Here is a 14449-nt window from a genome sequence, read left to right as displayed (position 1 = left end):
GGGGAGGGGGAGAGCGAACAGCAGGACGTCAAGATCAAGAACGCGATGGGCGATCAGTGAGCGGGGCAAGGGCGCGGCTCAGGCCGCGGTGGCGTCGTCCCGGTGCGAAGTGGGAAAGTCGGAGAACAGGGTCTGCGTGGGTTGGCTCGCCGAATCGGGCGAGTACGAAACAATCGAACGTGGCTTGCCGCCGCGGCTCAGCAGCGACACCGCGCTGCGGCCCACCGACAGCGCCGTGGGCCACTCGGCGCAGGCGTTGACGGCGTTGGACGGCGTGCAGATGGGTGAGTCGATCGACAGCAGCTGCACGCGCACGCCCATCGCCTGCGCTTCTTCGTGCAGCACCTGCGCCATCATCCGCATCGCCGCGCCGGTCACCGAGCTGTGGCCGTAACCGGCCCAGCCACGTTCGGCAAACGGACCACCGACCAAGACGTAATGCGCAGCGCCTTCGTATTCGGACAGCAGTGGCAGCAGCGCACGCGCGGCGGCCAGGTGCGGGATGAGGTCCATCTCCAGTTTGTGGCGCAAGGCATCGGCTGGCTTGTCGAGCAGGCGGCCGGGCTCCAGCGGACTGGTCAGGCTGGCGAACACCGCATGCAGCGGACGCCCGCGCGCACGGATCGTCTTGACCAGCTTGGCGGCATCGTCATCGCTGAAGATGCAACCGCTATGCATCAGTTCCAGGCCCGGCTCTTCGGCGAAATGCTCGGACAGCGCGCGCATGCGCGGGCCATCGCGACCGACCGCCAACACCGGGCTGCCGACTTCCAGCAAGGCGCCGACGACGCCGAATCCCACCGTGCCGCTGGCGCCCAGCACCAGGGCTTGCGGACGTGCAATGGCGTTCACGCGCGTCTCCGTTGCAGGGAAGCGCGCTGGCCCACGGCGCGTGCGCGCATCGGCGTGGCGCCGCCCAGTTGCATGCGGCGCGGCGCGGTGAACTCGCGGAAGCCGCGCAGTTCGCCTGCAGTGCCCAGCTTCAGGCGCGGCACGTCTTCCACCATGTCGGCAGCGGCCAGATCCACCACCACGGCACCGTCGCTGGGCGCGGCGAACGGACGCAGTGCCGTCCACAGGCCGCGCAGCCAGGCCAGCGCACCACCGCGCGGGGAGGGAGAGGGTGAAGCGGGTGCGGTGGTGGCTGGCATGACGACGTTCTCCGTGCCGGCGGGGGAGGTTCCCGGCGTGGTGGAAAGTCTGTGGGCTGCGCGCAAGCGGGCGATATCCGATTCCTGCGGCGTGATTGCACGATCCTGCGGCGCGACCAGGGCCAGCAGCAGGACTGGGGAAAGTGTCCCGTTCATGGGATGATTTCTCCCACGACCGGGACAATGAGGTTGGGCAGGCCCATCGCGCCTTGCACGATGCGCCAGGCGGAACGGCCATCGCGCGCCAGCCGGCCCAGACCCGCCGGCATCCGCAAGCCCAGGCCCGGCGTGGCTTCCGCACCATTGATCGACCGCCCGCCTTGCCATTCGGCACGGTATTGCGGGGCCAGCGGCAGGCGTTGGGGAAGGGAGAGCGACATGGGCGGGCGCCATCACGGAGGGGAGGGTCGCTACCTTAGGCCTTCAATCGGGACTTGATTAGTCCGGATTAAGGGGAATAATCATCCCGCTGGCGGTCCAATCCGGATCGCGCCGGAGTCCCCCATGAGTCACGATCTGAATGACACGCTGATCTTCGTCAAAGTGGTCGAGCAAGGCAGCTTCATTGCCGCCGCCAAATCGCTCGGCCTGCCCAAGACCACGGTCAGCCGCAAGGTGCAGGAACTGGAAACCCGCCTGGGCGCGCAGTTGCTGCATCGGACCACGCGCAAGCTGGGCCTGACCGAAGCCGGCAACATCTACTACGAACACTGCCAACGCATCGCGCGCGAACTGAGCGACGCCGAAAGTGCGGTCAGCCAGTTGCAGGGTGGTCCGCGCGGCTGGCTGCGTTTCACCGCGCCGTACTCGATCGGCATCGACAAGATCGCGCCGCTGCTGGGTGAATTCCACGCCCAGTATCCGGAAGTGCGGGTCGAGATGGTGCTGAGCAACGAGCCGCTGGATCTGATTGGCGGCGAAATCGACATCGCCCTGCGCATCGGCAGCCTGCCCGATTCCAACCTGGTCGCACGTCGACTGGGCGTGCTGCGCACGCAGGTGTATGCCAGCAACCACTACGTGACCCGCTACGGCGAGCCGCTGCGTCCGGAAGACCTGCAACACCATCGTGTGCTCGGCATGCCCAAGCATCGGCGCGGCAACAACAGCTTCAGCTGGACCTTGAACGACGGCACCGCTGATCGCGACTTCGCGGTCAACCCGATCCTGATCGCGAATGATCCCGCCGCGCTCAAAGGCGCGCTGCTGTGCGGCGAAGGCCTGATGGTCGCCGCCGACGTGATGGTCAAGCCGTACCTGGAACAGGGCTATGTGCGTCGCGTGCTCGCCGGCTGGACCGGCCCGGAGTTCGAGTTCAATGCAGTGTTTCCGCGCGGTCGCATGATGTCGCCCAAGGTGCGCGCGTTTGTCGACTTCCTGGTCGAGCGGCTGAAGTTCGACATGGATTACATGATGGAACATTGCCCGGTGTACCTGAAACAGCAGGCCGAAGCGCGTGCCCGCGCCGAAGCCGGCGAAGAACCCGGCGTACCGAGCGAAACTGAAGCCGAGATTGCCGCCGGTCGCAAGCTGCTGGCCGACGTCATCTCGTAACGACGGGCAATCAGTAGGATGCGTCGGCAGGCGCATCCTGACTGGTCGGCAAACAGAAAAGGCTCGCGCCGTCACCTCGCACGGAGAAGCCCATGAAGCGTTTGCAGTCGAAGTTTTTCATTGCCTTGATCACGGTGCTCGCGCTGGCGGCCTGCAAGCCCGCGGCCGAATCACAAACTCCCGTCGCCGAAGCGCCTCCGGCAACGGATGCGCCGGCGCCAGCCGCTGCCGATCCTGCTCCACCCGCCGCAGGCGAACAGCAGCCCATCGCCGACACCCATGGCGGTGCGGCCGAACCCACGCCGCAGGCGCAGGGCGAAACCGACGACCATACGGCCGTCAACCAGACCATCTCGCAGGTGCTGGGAGATGCCGCTCCTTACGAAAAAGCCATCCTGGCGTTCCAGCAGGCCGTCGCGCAGAAAGACGCCGCGACCGTGGCCTCGATGATTGATTTCCCCTTCAAGACCCACGTCGACAACCGACCCGCGACCATCGCCGACGCCTCCGAGTTCATTGCCAAGTACGGCCAGATAGTGAGTCCGCAGGTGGCCGAAGCCATCACCCGCCAGCGCTACTCGGATCTGTTCGTCAACCAGAAGGGCGTGATGTTCGGCAGCGGCGAAGCCTGGCTCAACGGCGTCTGCCGGGATGACAAGTGCGAGAAGGTCGAAGTTCGCGTGGTGGCGCTTCAGCCCGGGCAATGACAGCGGGCTGCTCGCCTTTCGCCTCGATCCTGCAGGAGGGACTTCAATCTCGACCACTAGCCGGCGCTGCCCCACTCAGGTGGGCACTGAAGTGCTTCCCACAGTAAACCTCGCAGTCCACGTCGTTTTCAGGTGGAGCATGCTTCAACGAAGAAGGGCGGCCAAAGCCGCCCTTCTTCATCTGAACTTCCACTACTTTTCGATCGAGTGAACAATCACTCCACCGTAATCTCCACCCGCCGCGCCTCGTCCGCATCGCCCTTGCCCTGCGTCTGCATCGGCTTGTCCAGGGTAATGCGTTCCTGGGTGACGCCGTTGACCACCAGCCACTGCTGGATCGCCACCGCGCGCTGCTTGGCCAGCTCCTGGTTGGTCGCCACGTCGCCACTGGCATCGTGATACCCCGACACCCGCACCTTGCTCTCCGGCTTGGCCATCAACGTGGTCAACACGCTCGACATCCGCGCCGTCACATCGGCCGGCACCACCGCAGAACCCACGTCGAAGTACACCCGCGCCATCCGCTCATTGCCCAACTCGGACACATGCAGCGCAGCAGCGGCATGGGCGCTGTCGGCGGCTTCCGCCGCGCGGCCCTTGAACCAGCCGTCGATCGGCAGCAGCGGCACCAGCAGCAGTGCGACGATGTTGATGATCTTGATCAGCGGATTGATCGCCGGACCCGCGGTGTCCTTGTAGGGATCACCAACGGTATCGCCGGTCACCGCCGCCTTGTGCGCTTCCGAACCCTTGCCGCCATGGTGGCCTTCTTCGATGTACTTCTTGGCGTTGTCCCAGGCGCCGCCGCCGGTGCACATGGAAATGGCGACAAACAGGCCGGTGACAATCGTGCCCATCAACAGGCCGCCGAGTGCGGCCGGGCCCAGCAACAGGCCGACGACAATCGGAATGATCAGCGGCAGCAGCGAGGGCACGATCATTTCGCGGATCGCCGACTTGGTCAGCAGGTCCACGGCCTTGTCATACTCCGGCTTGCCGGTGCCTTCCATGATGCCGACGATTTCGCGGAACTGGCGGCGTACTTCTTCCACCACCGCGCCCGCCGAGCGGCCCACGGCCTGCATGGCCAGCGCGCCGAACAGGTACGGAATCAAGCCACCAATCAGCAGGCCCACCACCACCTTGGGATCGTTGATGGCGAAGTTCACCGCGCCCTCGCCGAACTTGTCGTCCAGCTTGTGCGCGTAGTCGGCGAACAGCACCAGCGCGGCGAGTGCGGCCGAGCCAATCGCGTAGCCCTTGGTCACCGCCTTGGTGGTATTGCCCACGGCGTCCAGCGCATCGGTGATCTTGCGGATGTCCGGACCCAGTTCGCTCATCTCGGCAATGCCGCCGGCGTTGTCGGTGATCGGGCCGTAGGCGTCCAGCGCCACCACCATGCCGGCCATCGACAGCATCGCCGTCGCCGCGACCGCCACGCCGTACAGATCGCCGATCGTGTAGCTGGCCAGGATGGCGACCGCAACGGCGATCACCGGCAGTGCGGTGGACTTCATCGACACCGCCAGGCCGGCGATGATGTTGGTGCCATGGCCGGTTTCCGAGGCCTTGGCCACCTGTTGCACGGGTGCGTATTCGGTAGCGGTGTAGTACTCGGTGATCACCACCATCGCCGCAGTCAGCACCAGGCCAATCAAGGCGCAGATGAAGAGCGGCATCACCGCTTCGGCTTCGAACATCGACTTGGTGACGAAGTAGAAGGCGATGGCCGCCAGCGCGCCCGACACGGCCAGGCCGCGGTACAGGGCGTTCATGATCTTGCCGCCTTCGCGCGCCTTGACGAAGAACGTGCCCACCACCGACGCCACGATCGACACCGCGCCCAGCACCAGCGGGTAGACCACGCCGGTCCAGCCGTAGTCGGCGTAGTAGATGCCGGCAATCAGCATCGCCGCAATCACCGTCACCGCGTAGGTCTCGAACAGATCCGCCGCCATGCCGGCGCAGTCGCCGACGTTGTCGCCGACGTTGTCGGCAATCACCGCCGGGTTGCGCGGGTCATCTTCGGGAATGCCGGCTTCGACCTTGCCTACCAGATCCGCGCCGACGTCGGCGCCCTTGGTGAAGATGCCGCCGCCCAGTCGCGCGAAGATCGAGATCAGCGAGGCGCCGAACGCCAGGCCGACCATTGGCTGCAGCGCGGCCTTGATGGTGGCTTCGTCGGTCTGGCCGTTCCAGACGATGATGAAGTAACCCGCCACGCCCAGCAGGCCCAGGCCCACCACCAGCAGGCCGGTGACGGCGCCGCCGGTGAAGCTGATCTTCAGCGCCTGGTTGAGGCCTTGCGTGGCCGCTTCGGCGGTGCGCACATTGGCGCGCACCGAGACGAACATGCCGATGAAGCCGGCCACGCCCGACAACAGGGCGCCGATGGCGAAGCCGATGGCGGTCATCCAGCCCAGCGCCGGCACCAGGCCGATGATGAAGAACAGGATCACGCCGACGATGGCGATGGTGGTGTACTGCCGACGCAGGTAGGCGCTGGCGCCTTCCTGCACCGCAGCCGCGATTTCCTGCATCCGCGCGTTGCCGGCAGGGCGTGAAAGAATCCAGCGTGCCGACACAATGCCGTAAAGAATGGCTACCGCGGCGCAGACCAGCGACAGCGTCAAACCGTGTTGTTCCAGCATGAACCCCTCCCAAGGTGGATGGATAACGTTCCGGCGGATGCGCGAACGATCAAATCCGGGTGGGGCGGTAATCCCGATGGAGCCTGTCGCACGGGATACAGCCACTGCGGCCTGCGGCCGCGCGGATACCGACGAGTTCAGACAATCCCTGGAGCGCCCCGAGTATGACCGAGGCCACTGCCACCCGCCAACCGCGACGCAGCATTCAGGCGCCGCATGCAAGCCTGTGGGCCTCGTACAACCAAGGCCCCTGCATGCGCCCGAACCTCTTGAGCCTGTGCCTGCTGCTGATGGCGACCGCCCCCGCGCTCGCCGCCGACCCCAAGCCCGAAATCGATCGTCCGGTCGCGCCGCCACAGGCGACCGGTGTGGCCCACACGCTGCGCCAGATTCCGGAAGCCTGCGCACGTTTTGAAGGCACATTCACCGGCGATGCCGCGCAGCCGTATTCCTTCAAGGTGGTGCGGATCAGCGCGCAATGCCAGCCGCGTGCGCGCCTGCTGGATGCGGCCAAGGTCAAGCCCGATGCCGCACAGGGCTGGAAGCTCAATGATCTGGTGCGCATTCCCAGCAAGGCCTGCCCCAGCCAGATCGCGGTGCTGCGCATATGGCGGCATCCGGTCGCGGTGAACACGCCGGATATCGATGGCCAGGGCCAGGCGCGCATCTATCTGGAAGACGCGCAGAAGGACATTGCCGCGGGCAAGGTCGCGCAGGCCAAGATTCCGCTGTATGCGGCGGAGTTCAAACTCGAAGGCAAGGCCTGCCAGTAAGCGGCTGCCTGCGTTGCCACGCCCCTCCCGTTGCGGGAAGGGGCGTGTTTCCATCAGGCCGGCTCAGTTCGACAGCGGCTGCGTGCGGCCCAGCTTGTTCGCCAAGGCCTGGAATGCCTTTTCATCCGACGGTGTCAGGTTGGGATGGCCGGCCATGAAGCCCATCGTGATGCCGCTGGCGACGTAGTAGGTTTCGCCGGCTTCCACTTCCAGGTTCAGCACGTCCTTGGCTTCCGAATGGACCACGTACTGGTGTGCGCCCGGATCGACAGGCAGCACGAAGTAGGTGCCGTTGCTCAGCTTGCCCAGTTCGGTTTTGCCTTCGCGGACCTTGAACGAAATCATGCTGCCGGTGAATTTCTTCTCGCGGAAGAACACGATCTGGCCCTTGCCTTCCGGCGGCGCCGTCAATGCGCCCTTGGCGGCCGGCGCGGCTGCAATCGCCGGCGCGGCCTCGGTGGCCGCTGCAGCGTCCGCCGCCGGTGCGGCTTCCGCAGCCGCCGCCGCTTCGGTGGCCGGCGTAGCAGCCGCAGCGGCCGTGGCGTCCGCCGTCGCTGCAGTGGCTTCCGGCGCCGCGATCGTCGCGGGCTCGGCAGGGGCGGCAGGTGCGGCGGCTTCCTGCGCGAACGCCAACGTCGGGCAGGCCAGGGCCAGGCACAGCAGACTGATTTGGATCTTGGAACGCATGCGGTACTACTCCTTTTGCGGTTGAGTGGAGACTGCGTTGTCGGGGGATGCGGTGGGATCGGCGGCCGGCGTTGCGGCGGGCGCGGAGAGCGGCGCGAGGTCGAGCGCGCCCTTGAGCTTGGCGTGGGCCAGGGTGCCGGCGGGGATCACGATTTCGCCGCCCTGCACCAACAGACCGAACACGCCCACGGCCGCGCTCACGGCGGCCGACGTGTTCGATTGATCCTTGCCGCTGCGGCCCAGCTGCATGCCGCGCAACGGCAGCGTGCGTCCGTCCAGTTGCAGGAAGCGCGCGGCCAGCAGCAGCTCGCCGGCCTTGCCGCCGCTGCGCGCCTTGTCGGCGTGGATGACTTCGCCGACGCCTTCGATGCCCGCGGGCAACACGACGACATCACCCACGGTGATCGCCGCGGTGGATCGCAGGCGGAAGTGATCGCCCCGGCGGGCGCGTGCCGAGGTGATCGGCTCCAGCGTCTCCAACTCGATGAGCGTGCCGTCAGGCAACTGGCAACACGCGGGCGGCGCGGGTGCCGGCAGCGGAGTGGCCGCGACGGTCACCGCGGCGTCGCCGGACGAAGCCGGCGTCATCGTGGTTACGTTCGATACGGGAGTGGGAACCTGTTGTGCCAGGGCTGGCAAAGTGGCGAGCGCACACAGCCACGCCAGCGACCGAATCAGTCGAGTGGACATCCTGTCGAGGTTTTCCCCAATGGGTCGAAGCGAGTGCCGACCGCGAGCGCCGATTATGCAACGCAGAAATCGCCGGACGGAAGGGGTGCTGGAGGGTCTTCAGCCCCGAAGCCCGGAATCCGTCAGACTTCGGGGCTGAAGCCCCTCCTACGTTATCCGCTGTCAGATCATGTCGACCTTGCGGTGAGGAATCACTCTTCCCATTTCGGCAATTTGGCCGCTACCGCCACGTTCTTCAGCGTCACGTACTTGGGCAGGCCGTCGCGACCGAACGGCGGATACGCTTCGCCACGAATCAGCGGCTCCAGGTAGGCGCGGGCCGCAGCAGTAATGCCGTAGCCGTCCTTGCGCAGGAAGTTGGCGGGCATCTTCTTTTCGTGGTTGGCCACCTTGGTCAGCGGTGCGGCTTCGATCTTCCAGCGATAGGGCACGTCCGAGTTGCGCACGATCACCGGCATCACCGCATTCTGGCCCTTCAAGGCCAGCTGCACCGCCGCCTTGCCTACGGCCTGCGCCTGCTCCCAGTCGGTCTTCGAGGCGATATGCCGCGCCGAACGCTGCAGATAGTCGGGCAGGGTCCAGTGCACTTTCAGGCCCAGCTGATCCTTGACCCGGCCGGCCAGGTACGAGGCCACGCCGCCCAATTGCGTGTGACCGAAGGAATCCTTGCCGCCGCCGGCGTCGGCGACGAAACGGCCATCGGCATGCTGGATGCCTTCGCTGGCCACCACCACGCACCAGCCGACCTTGTCGACCACCTTCTTGACCTGGGCCAGGAACGCCGCTTCGTCGTAGGCGCGCTCGGGAAACAGGATGATCTGCGGGGCGTCATCCGGCGATGCGCCGGCCAGGCCGGCCGCCGCGGCCAGCCACCCGGCGTGCCGACCCATGGCTTCGTAAACGAACACTTTGGTCGAGGTTTCGGCCATGGCGGCCACGTCCAGCGCCGCCTCGCGCACCGATACCGCCGTGTACTTGGCCGCCGAGCCGAAGCCGGGACAGGTATCGGTCACCGCCAGATCGTTGTCCACGGTCTTGGGCACGCCGATGCAGGTCAGCGGATAGCCGAAGGCCTGCGCCAGCTGCGAGACCTTGAGGGCAGTGTCGGCCGAGTCGTTGCCGCCGTTGTAGAGGAACCAGCGCACGTCATGCGCCTTGAGCACCGCCAGCAGCCGCTCGTAGCGGGCGCGGTCGGCCTCCAGTGATTTCAGCTTGACCCGGCAGGAGCCGAAAGCGCCGCCGGGCGTGTGCGCCAGCGCGCGGATGGCCGCGGCGGACTCCTTGCTGGTGTCGATCAGCTCTTCGCGCAACGCGCCAAGAATGCCGTTGCGTGCCGCCAACACCTTGATTTTGCGGGCGCGGGCCTCGGTTATTACCGCCGAGGCGGTGGCGTTGATGACGGCGGTGACGCCGCCGGACTGCGCATAAAGTAGGGTGCCCTGGGCCATGGGGGGATTCGTCCGAGGTTGCGAGGATGCGGTAAGCTTCCCACGTATGACGCGGTGCAGCGAGGCGCGCGAAACGTTGCTGCCCGGCACCGCCCGCCGAATTCTGGTTTGGGAGTTACACAATGCGATTGGTTCTACTGGGCCCACCCGGGTCGGGCAAGGGCACTCAGGCAGCGCGCTTGAAGGAATATCTGCAGGTGCCGCACATTTCCACCGGTGACCTGCTGCGCGCCGAAGTCGCCGCCGCCTCGCCGCTGGGCCTGCAGGCCAAGGAAATCATGGCCCGTGGCGATTTCGTCAGCGACGAGATCCTGCTGGGCATGCTGGAAGACCGCTTCGCCCGTCCGGATACGGCCAATGGCTTCATCCTGGATGGCTACCCGCGCAACCAGGCCCAGGCCGATGCGCTGGGCAACCTGCTCAAGAAGATCGGCCAGCCGATGGACTACGCGGTGCAGCTGGAAGTGCCCAGCGAACTGCTGGTCGAGCGCATCGCCGGGCGCGCCAAGGCCGAAGGCCGCGACGACGACTCCCCGGAAGTGGTGCGCAACCGCCTGGACAAGTACACCAGCCAGACCGCGCCGGTCATCGACTACTACCGCCAGCATGGCCAGCTCACCGTGGTCGACGGCGTAGGTTCGCTGGACGAGGTGTTCAGCCGCCTGATTGAAGCGCTGTCGCCGGCGAAGGAAGTGGGTTGAGGCGATTGCGTTGCATGGATTGATGCAATGCCGAACGTCGTTCTGCCTCAACCATACGAAAGCCCCTCCTTGCGAGGGGCTTTTTTTGTCTTCGTGATTGCCCAAGTCAGAGCTGACTGCTCTTGCCCCTTCTCCCGCTTGCGGGGGAAGGTTGGGATGGGGGCGGAGCGAAGTCCGGATCGATCCGCGCCAAAAGCGCCCCCACCCCAGCCCTCCCCCGCAGGCGGGAGAGGGAGCGGACAGCGAACGTGCGACACGCTCTTCCCCGTTCCCTTCAAGCACAATCCCGGCAAGCCGCGCACGCCGCGCGTCACGAGGATCGCAATGAAACGATTCGCCTGCCTGCTCGCCACGCTGTGCTGTCTTGCCTTTCCGCTGCACGCCAAGGACTTTCTGCGCGCCAAGGACAAACAGATCGTCGATGCCCAGGGCCAGCCGGTGATCCTGCGCGGCATGGGCCTGGGCGGCTGGATGCTGCAGGAGGGCTACATGCTGGAAGTGCCGCAGCTGGGCACGCAGCAGGTGATCCTGGCGCGTATTGCCGAGCTCATTGGCGAGGACAAGGCGCAGGCCTGGCACCAGGCCTGGCTGGACAACCACACCACCAAGGCCGACATCGACGCGATGGCGCGCTGGGGTTTCAACTCCATCCGCCTGCCGATGCATTACGCTCTCTACACGCTGCCGGTGGATCAGGAACCCGTGGCAGGCGAACAGACCTGGCGCGAAGAAGGCTTCCGCCGCACCGACGATCTGCTGCGCTGGGCCAAGGCCAATGATCTGTACGTGATCCTGGATCTGCATGCGGGGCCGGGCGGGCAGGGCAATGACATCAACATCGCCGATCGCGATCCGTCCAAGCCATCTCTGTGGGAAGACCGCCGCCATCAGGACAAGATGGTGGCGCTGTGGCGCAAGCTGGCCGAGCGCTACAAGGACGAGCCGTACATCGCCGCCTACGACATCATCAACGAGCCGAATTGGGGCTTTGCCGATCGCGCCGATACCAACGGCTGCAAGGAAACCGGCAACGCGCCCCTGCGCGAACTGCTGGTGCGCACCACCCAGGCCATCCGCGAAGTGGACCCGCGCCACATCGTGATCATCGAAGGCAATTGCTGGGGCAACAATTACCAGGGCGTGCTCGACGCCGGCCTGTGGGATGACAACCTGGTGTTGAGCTTCCACAAATACTGGTCAGTCACCACGCGCGAAAGCATCGCCGACTGGCTGGCGCTGCGCGACAAACACAACGTGCCAATCTGGCTCGGCGAGACCGGCGAAAATTCCAACGACTGGTTCAGCCGCACCGTGGCCCTGGCCGAAGGCAACGGCATGGGCTGGGCCTGGTGGCCGTTGAAGAAAATCCGCTACAACAATCCGCTGCAGATCATTCCCAACCCCGGCTACGACAAGCTGCTGGCGTACTGGCGTGGCGAAGGCGCGAAGCCGTCAGCCGCCGAGGCGGAGAAGGCGTTGATGCAGTTCGCCTCGCATGACGTCAACTACGCCAACAACGTGCAGCATCCCGACGTCATCGACGCACTGTTCCGCGCGCCGCATTCGGATCAGTCGGTGCCGTTCAAGCGCCATGTGATTGCGGCTCGCGGCGGCCGCATCGCGGCGATCGATTTCGACATGGGCCGCAACGGCGTGGCCTACCGCGATGACACCCCCGCCAACCATCACATCAGCGACGGCGGCGAACGCGTGGTGTGGAATCCGGCCATGGCCTACCGCAATGATGGCGTGGACCTGGCGCGTGCCGCCGATGGTTCGCTGCAGGTGGCGGATCTGCGGCCGGGCGAATGGCTGCAGTACACCATCGAGGTGGAGCGTGGCGGGCGTTATCGCCTGCACCTGGCCACGCGCGGCGAAGGGCGCGCGTCGTTGCAGGTCAATGGCGAGGCGCTGCCGGCGCAGGCCATTGGCGAAGTCTCCGCAAGCTTCGAGCTGCTGCCGGGTCGCAATACGCTGCGGGTCGTCGCGCAGGCCGGCGCCTTCGATCTGCTGACCCTGCAGCTGCGGCGCTGACATGACTGCCAAAGCGCCGCCCGACGCCGCGGTTTCCGCGGTGCAGGCCGCATTGTCCGGCGCTTGGCCTTACCATTCCCCCTTCACCGCAGCATCCGGACCACGCACTTGAAAATCCACATCCTCGGTATCGCCGGCACCTTCATGGGCGGCGTCGCAGCGCTGGCGCGCGAACTGGGCCATACCGTCGAAGGCAGCGACCAGGCCATCTACCCGCCGATGTCGACCCAGCTCGAGCAGTTGGGCATCGCGCTGGCGCAGGGCTATCTGCCCGGCAACATCGGCGGGGATTGCGACGAAGTGGTGGTGGGCAATGCGCTCTCGCGTGGCAATCCCGCGGTGGAAGCCGTGCTGGATGCCGGCCGCGCCTACACCTCGGGCGCGCAGTGGCTGGCCGAGAACGTGTTGCCCGGACGCACCACGCTGGCCGTGGCCGGCACCCATGGCAAGACCACCACCACGACCATCCTGACCTACCTGCTGGAAGCGGCCGGTCGCGCGCCGGGCTTCCTGATTGGCGGCGTGGCGGAAGACTTCGGTGTATCGGCGCGGGTGGGCGGCGGCGCGGAATTCGTGGTCGAAGCCGACGAATACGACACCGCGTTCTTCGACAAGCGCAGCAAGTTCGTCCACTACCGGCCCACGGTGGCGATCCTCAACAACCTGGAATACGACCACGCCGACATCTTTCCGGACGTGGCCGCGATCCAGCGCCAGTTCCACCACCTGGTGCGCACCGTGCCGGGCAGCGGCCGCTTGATCGTCAATGGCCACGACGCCAACTTGGCCGAGGTGCTGGCGATGGGCTGCTGGACGCCGATGGAGCGGTTTGGCTTCGATGCCACGTTCGAATGGAGCGCGCGGCTGATCCAGGCCGATGGCAGCGTGTTCGCGGTGCTGCACGGTGGCCAGGAAATCGGCCAGGTGCAGTGGCCGCTGCTCGGCGATCACAATGTTCTCAATGGCCTGGCCGCGTTGGCTGCCGTGCATGCGGTGGGCGTGGATCCGGCCAGCGTGATGCCGGCGCTGGCGCAGTTCCGCAGCGTGAAGCGCCGCTTGGAAGTCATCGGCCAGGCCGGTGACGTCACCGTCTACGACGACTTCGCCCATCACCCCACCGCCATCCAGACCACGCTGGCCGGCCTGCGCGCCAAGGTCGGCGACGCACGCATCGTGGTGGCGATGGAGCCGCGCAGCAATTCGATGCGCCTGGGCGCGCATGCCGATGCGCTGGCGCCTTCGCTGGATCTGGCCGATGCGGTGGTGTTCCTGTCGCGGCCGGAGCTGCCGTGGGATGCGGCCAAGGTGATCGCGGCTATCCGCGGCGAGGCGCGCGCGGTGGCCGACGCCGATGGCCTGATCGCCGCCTTGCAAGAGTTGGTGCGCGCGGGCGACCACGTCGTCTTCATGTCCAACGGCGGCTTCGACGGCGCGCCCCGCCGCTACTTCGCCACGTTGAAGTGAATCCCCATGTCCGGCACGACCGAAACACTCCCCCTGTTCCCCCTGCATGCCGTGCTGCTGCCCGGCGCCGGGTTGGACCTGCGGGTATTCGAGCGCCGCTACCTGGATCTGGTGCGCGACTGCGGTCGCAGCGGACAGGGCTTTGGCGTCTGCCTGATCCTGGAAGGCAACGAAGCCGGGCAGCCGGCCACGCCCGTGGCGTATGGCACCGAAGCGCGCATCGAGGACTTCAACACCGGCCGTGATGGCCTGCTGGCCTTGCGCGTGCGCGGCGAGCGGCGCTTCCACGTGGTGCAGACGCGGGTGCGCGACAACGGCCTGGTGATCGGCCAGGTGCAGTGGTGCGAGCCGGATCCGGACGACGAGCTGCGCGCCGAACATGGCTTGCTCGCCACCTTGCTGCAGAGCCTGCTCGAACAGGCCGGCGCCGATCTCACCCAGGTCACGCCCGCGCAGATGGATCAGGCAGCGTGGGTGGGCTGGCGCCTGGCCGAGCTGCTGCCGCTGTCACCGCAGCAACGGGTGGCGCTGCTGCAGGAAGATGACCCGCACCAGCGCCTGGAACAACTGCTGGCGGCGATCGCCTGAC

General features: G+C 66.3%; 14 protein-coding genes and 1 pseudogene. 7 read left to right on the top strand and 8 right to left on the bottom strand.

Going from position 1 to position 14449, the window contains the following annotated elements; all coding sequences use genetic code 11:
* Positions 1-78: 78 nt before the first annotated feature.
* Genes B5X78_RS18595 through B5X78_RS18585 form a run of 3 tightly spaced genes read right to left on the bottom strand, consistent with a single transcriptional unit; the run spans position 79 to position 1531 of the window.
* Positions 79-852 (bottom strand): SDR family NAD(P)-dependent oxidoreductase, encoded by a 774-nt coding sequence (locus B5X78_RS18595; RefSeq protein ID WP_176140781.1) that lies wholly within the window; start codon positions 850-852, stop codon positions 79-81.
* The gene (locus tag B5X78_RS18590; RefSeq protein WP_176140780.1) at positions 849-1307 is read right to left on the bottom strand and encodes a hypothetical protein; all 459 of its coding nucleotides are present in this window, start codon (positions 1305-1307) and stop codon (positions 849-851) included. The genes B5X78_RS18595 and B5X78_RS18590 overlap by 4 nt, the downstream gene beginning before the upstream one ends.
* On the bottom strand, positions 1304-1531 hold the full coding sequence (locus tag B5X78_RS18585; protein WP_176140779.1) for a hypothetical protein: 228 nt from the start codon (positions 1529-1531) through the stop codon (positions 1304-1306). Before B5X78_RS18585 ends, B5X78_RS18590 begins: the two co-directional genes overlap by 4 nt.
* Positions 1532-1655: 124 nt before the next feature.
* Here B5X78_RS18585 and B5X78_RS05715 point away from each other — a divergent pair, with 124 nt between their 5' ends.
* Positions 1656-2705, top strand: a complete 1050-nt coding sequence (locus tag B5X78_RS05715; RefSeq protein WP_079723473.1) for a LysR family transcriptional regulator — start codon at positions 1656-1658, stop codon at positions 2703-2705.
* A 92-nt stretch (positions 2706-2797) separates the two neighbouring features.
* Positions 2798-3412: a hypothetical protein gene (locus B5X78_RS05710; protein WP_079723472.1), complete on the top strand. Its 615-nt coding sequence runs from the start codon at positions 2798-2800 to the stop codon at positions 3410-3412.
* Between the two features lie 215 nt (positions 3413-3627).
* On the opposite strand, the gene B5X78_RS18775 is transcribed toward B5X78_RS05710, so the two are convergent.
* Together B5X78_RS18775 and B5X78_RS05705 are read right to left on the bottom strand one after the other, a co-directional pair.
* The gene (locus B5X78_RS18775) at positions 3628-3933 is read right to left on the bottom strand and encodes an OmpA family protein (protein WP_268234360.1); all 306 of its coding nucleotides are present in this window, start codon (positions 3931-3933) and stop codon (positions 3628-3630) included.
* Between the two features lie 96 nt (positions 3934-4029).
* Positions 4030-6063: pseudogene (locus B5X78_RS05705) on the bottom strand (sodium-translocating pyrophosphatase); the annotation flags it as partial.
* 254 nt (positions 6064-6317) lie between these two features.
* Here B5X78_RS05705 and B5X78_RS05700 point away from each other — a divergent pair.
* Positions 6318-6836, top strand: coding sequence for a hypothetical protein (locus tag B5X78_RS05700; protein ID WP_079724440.1), 519 nt, complete (start codon positions 6318-6320; stop codon positions 6834-6836).
* Between the two features lie 63 nt (positions 6837-6899).
* Here B5X78_RS05700 and B5X78_RS18375 read toward each other — a convergent pair whose 3' ends face one another.
* From B5X78_RS18375 to B5X78_RS05685, 3 genes are all read right to left on the bottom strand, one after another.
* The gene (locus B5X78_RS18375; protein WP_139381415.1) at positions 6900-7523 is read right to left on the bottom strand and encodes a DUF2846 domain-containing protein; all 624 of its coding nucleotides are present in this window, start codon (positions 7521-7523) and stop codon (positions 6900-6902) included.
* Between the two features lie 6 nt (positions 7524-7529).
* Complete coding sequence (locus B5X78_RS05690; RefSeq protein ID WP_188444686.1) at positions 7530-8213, bottom strand: hypothetical protein; 684 nt, start codon at positions 8211-8213, stop codon at positions 7530-7532.
* A 191-nt stretch (positions 8214-8404) separates the two neighbouring features.
* Positions 8405-9661 carry a 6-phosphofructokinase gene (locus B5X78_RS05685; protein ID WP_079723469.1) on the bottom strand — a complete coding sequence of 419 codons (1257 nt, stop codon included), beginning with the start codon at positions 9659-9661 and terminating at the stop codon, positions 8405-8407.
* A gap of 122 nt (positions 9662-9783) precedes the next feature.
* On the opposite strand from B5X78_RS05685, the gene B5X78_RS05680 reads away from it, so the two are divergent.
* The 4 genes from B5X78_RS05680 (at position 9784) to B5X78_RS05665 (ending at position 14448) form a co-directional block, all read left to right on the top strand.
* Entirely contained in the window at positions 9784-10362 is a 579-nt protein-coding gene (locus tag B5X78_RS05680; RefSeq protein WP_079723468.1) for an adenylate kinase, read from the top strand.
* 324 nt (positions 10363-10686) lie between these two features.
* Positions 10687-12396, top strand: a complete 1710-nt coding sequence (locus B5X78_RS05675; protein ID WP_079723467.1) for a cellulase family glycosylhydrolase — start codon at positions 10687-10689, stop codon at positions 12394-12396.
* A 108-nt stretch (positions 12397-12504) separates the two neighbouring features.
* Positions 12505-13860, top strand: coding sequence for a UDP-N-acetylmuramate:L-alanyl-gamma-D-glutamyl-meso-diaminopimelate ligase (gene mpl / locus B5X78_RS05670; protein WP_268234349.1), 1356 nt, complete (start codon positions 12505-12507; stop codon positions 13858-13860).
* A gap of 6 nt (positions 13861-13866) precedes the next feature.
* The gene (locus B5X78_RS05665) at positions 13867-14448 is read left to right on the top strand and encodes an LON peptidase substrate-binding domain-containing protein (RefSeq protein ID WP_079723466.1); all 582 of its coding nucleotides are present in this window, start codon (positions 13867-13869) and stop codon (positions 14446-14448) included.
* Position 14449: the final 1 nt, after the last annotated feature.

Origin of the sequence: Pseudoxanthomonas indica, assembly GCF_900167565.1 — a bacterium.
Taxonomy (GTDB): domain Bacteria; phylum Pseudomonadota; class Gammaproteobacteria; order Xanthomonadales; family Xanthomonadaceae; genus Pseudoxanthomonas_A; species Pseudoxanthomonas_A indica.
Note: the sequence above shows the minus strand (reverse complement) of the source record. Positions and strands in the feature narration are given on the sequence as shown.

Coding starts and splice junctions, on each gene's coding strand:
- B5X78_RS18590 (WP_176140780.1), bottom strand. CDS start 1,307: ATGAACGGGACACTTTCCCCAGTCCTGCTGCTGGCCCTGGTCGCGCCG.
- B5X78_RS18585 (WP_176140779.1), bottom strand. CDS start 1,531: ATGTCGCTCTCCCTTCCCCAACGCCTGCCGCTGGCCCCGCAATACCGT.
- B5X78_RS05715 (WP_079723473.1), top strand. CDS start 1,656: ATGAGTCACGATCTGAATGACACGCTGATCTTCGTCAAAGTGGTCGAG.
- B5X78_RS05710 (WP_079723472.1), top strand. CDS start 2,798: ATGAAGCGTTTGCAGTCGAAGTTTTTCATTGCCTTGATCACGGTGCTC.
- B5X78_RS18775 (WP_268234360.1), bottom strand. CDS start 3,933: ATGGCGCGGGTGTACTTCGACGTGGGTTCTGCGGTGGTGCCGGCCGAT.
- B5X78_RS05700 (WP_079724440.1), top strand. CDS start 6,318: ATGCGCCCGAACCTCTTGAGCCTGTGCCTGCTGCTGATGGCGACCGCC.
- B5X78_RS18375 (WP_139381415.1), bottom strand. CDS start 7,523: ATGCGTTCCAAGATCCAAATCAGTCTGCTGTGCCTGGCCCTGGCCTGC.
- B5X78_RS05690 (WP_188444686.1), bottom strand. CDS start 8,213: ATGTCCACTCGACTGATTCGGTCGCTGGCGTGGCTGTGTGCGCTCGCC.
- B5X78_RS05685 (WP_079723469.1), bottom strand. CDS start 9,661: ATGGCCCAGGGCACCCTACTTTATGCGCAGTCCGGCGGCGTCACCGCC.
- B5X78_RS05680 (WP_079723468.1), top strand. CDS start 9,784: ATGCGATTGGTTCTACTGGGCCCACCCGGGTCGGGCAAGGGCACTCAG.
- B5X78_RS05675 (WP_079723467.1), top strand. CDS start 10,687: ATGAAACGATTCGCCTGCCTGCTCGCCACGCTGTGCTGTCTTGCCTTT.
- B5X78_RS05665 (WP_079723466.1), top strand. CDS start 13,867: ATGTCCGGCACGACCGAAACACTCCCCCTGTTCCCCCTGCATGCCGTG.